Source organism: Marinomonas foliarum (assembly GCF_003337275.1).
In the GTDB taxonomy this organism is placed as follows: Bacteria; Pseudomonadota; Gammaproteobacteria; order Pseudomonadales; family Marinomonadaceae; genus Marinomonas; species Marinomonas foliarum.
The window spans coordinates 1-2414 of sequence record NZ_QPJQ01000075.1; the positions used below are offsets into that span (position 1 = coordinate 1).

The following is a 2414-nucleotide window of genomic DNA, read 5'->3' on the forward strand; positions in this document are numbered from 1 at the left end:
CTTAAAAGATAATAATCTGGAAGCCAGTATGAGTCGACGTGGTAACTGTCACGATAATGCTGTTGCGGAAAGTTTTTTCTCGTTATTAAAAAAAGAAAGAGTTCGCAATCGGACCTATCAAACAAGAAGTGATGCTCGCTCAGAGATTTTTGATTATATCGAATGCTTTTATAATCCAAAGCGACACCATGGATCAAATGATGGATTATCGCCATTGCAATATGAGAGGCGATATTTTACGGAGCTAGAAACTGTCTAGGAAACTGGGTCCATACCAATGGGGGGTAGTAGGTAGCTCTGAAATTATTAACTAGCCGAACCGTCCGAAGTAAAAAACGGACTGCTAGATCTTCAAAGCGTTTCTTTTATCAAGTGCTTGCTAAGACGTCTATAGTGAAGAATACTGGGTGGGGATAGATTGATTTGTCGAATCATTATGCTCTTCACTTCTGTATTAATACTCCCTTTGAAGGTATAGTTCTATCAATTTTAATAGAAAGAAATGTTATATATGGCAACGCAAGCTTTAGTAAACCCAGAACTCTTGAGTTGGGCTAGATATCGTTCTGGCTTAAGTGATAGTGCGCTTGCAAAGAAGCTAAATGTTAAAATCGAGCGTATTGCACAATGGGAACTTGGAGATGCAAAACCGACATTTAAGCAAGCACAAAGCATTGCTAAGTATACTCATACGCCTTTTGGCTTTCTATTTTTACCTAAACCTCCAAAAGAAGACCCCTTACCTATACCTGATTTAAGAACTGTTGAGCGTCGTGAGGTAGAGCAACCAAGCCCTGAATTACGCGATATAATTACTCAAGTTCTAAAAAAACAGGAGTGGTACAAGGACTACCTTATCTCTAATGAATTGGGATCTAACCCATATGTCGGCTCCATCACTCTAAAAACGCCAATAAACAAAGCTGTTTCTTTAATGCGAGAAGCGCTAGGCGTCGCCGTCCCGATACGTGGAACATGGGACGATTATCAACGAGACCTGATTCAAGGTTCTGAGAATGCAGGAATTTTGGTTATGAGAAGTGGCATTGTGGGAAACAATACACACAGAAAACTTCAAGTTTCTGAGTTTAGAGGATTCGCGATTACTGATGAGTTTGCTCCAGTAGTTTTCATCAACAGCGCTGACGCACCTCCAGCACGACTTTTTACTCTTATTCATGAGCTAGCACACATTTGGCTAGGTAGCAGTGGCATATCTAATTTAGAGCCCTCCAACTCAACTGAAGAAAAATACTGTAATCAAGTTGCTGGTGAATTCCTTGTCCCTGAGAGTAATCTTGTTGAAATGTGGAGCGAGGTAGAATCTATAGCTACAAACTGTGCGACTATTGCCTCTAGGTTTCATGTTAGTAAACTAGTTGTTGCAAGGCGTGCTGCTGACGCTGGAGTTATATCCAGAGTTGCTTACTCCGATTTTTATAGGGCTGAACTCGAAGCTTTCCGAAACAAAGAAGGCGTTGGTGGAGACTTCTACAGAAGTGCTGGTGCTAAGAATAGTATATTGATGTCTCAAGCCGTTATTTCTGAAGCTCGAAGTGGAAGACTGTTATTAAGAGATGCAGGCCGCTTACTGGGAGTATCTCCAAGCGCTCTAAAAACGTACGCGAGTAAAATGTCACTATGAAGTATCTTTTAGACGCAAATACCTTTATTGAAGCCAAAGGCAGATACTACAGCATGACTATTTGCCCAGCTTATTGGCAATGGCTGCTTCAAGCTCATGAAAAGCAAGAGATTGAGAGTATTAAAATGGTCAAAGATGAGCTAGAAAATGGCAATGATGAGTTAGCGCAGTGGGTAAAAGATAATTCACAAATTTTCATCTCTGAATCAGATGCAGCAATTCAAACTTGCTTTGCCACGCAGGTCGCACCTACCGTTTATAGTATGACCCACATGAAAGATGGTACTCACGCTGAATTCATGTCAGGTGCAGACCCTTGGCTTATTGCTACAGCTATGGCCACAGGAGCAACAATTGTGACTCAAGAAGTCTATAAACCAGACATAAAGAAGAAAATTCATATTCCAAATGTCTGCGAAAGTCTGGGAGTACATTACATGAATACCTTTGAAATGCTACATGATCTTCAAGCAGAATTTGTTTTGCCTGTCGCATAAATTCCATCGATGTACTTGTGACCTTATAACATTTCGACAACTAGCTAACCTAAAATGCTTATCTGTCGTAACGTTTTTAAAATTAATTTACTTTTGTGTTACTAATCAATCTTTATAAGTAAAGGAACATGCGATCAAGTCGAGCTGCGCGCCTTAACATTCTGAAAAGCCCAATGGCAGTCAGTAATGTGGCTGGTTTATCACTTTTCTACCACTAAACAAGATAATTGAACCTTGTTTAGTGGTTTTTAAACGGATTAACCCCTTGCGGC

3 protein-coding genes are annotated in these 2414 nt (G+C 40.2%); all 3 read left to right on the top strand.

Annotated elements, in window-relative coordinates:
• Positions 1–259, top strand: a 259-nt coding sequence (locus tag DFP77_RS19350; RefSeq protein WP_147270572.1) for an IS3 family transposase, incomplete at its 5' end; no start/stop codon positions are given.
• A 252-nt stretch (positions 260–511) separates the two neighbouring features.
• Complete coding sequence (locus DFP77_RS19355; RefSeq protein WP_114413801.1) at positions 512–1645, top strand: ImmA/IrrE family metallo-endopeptidase; 1134 nt, start codon at positions 512–514, stop codon at positions 1643–1645.
• Positions 1642–2142: a DUF4411 family protein gene (locus DFP77_RS19360; protein ID WP_114413802.1), complete on the top strand. Its 501-nt coding sequence runs from the start codon at positions 1642–1644 to the stop codon at positions 2140–2142. Before DFP77_RS19355 ends, DFP77_RS19360 begins: the two co-directional genes overlap by 4 nt.
• Positions 2143–2414: the final 272 nt, after the last annotated feature.

What these genes read in the sequence shown, in the direction of transcription:
- DFP77_RS19355 (WP_114413801.1), top strand. Translation starts at nt 512, where the DNA reads ATGGCAACGCAAGCTTTAGTAAACCCAGAACTCTTGAGTTGGGCTAGA.
- DFP77_RS19360 (WP_114413802.1), top strand. Translation starts at nt 1,642, where the DNA reads ATGAAGTATCTTTTAGACGCAAATACCTTTATTGAAGCCAAAGGCAGA.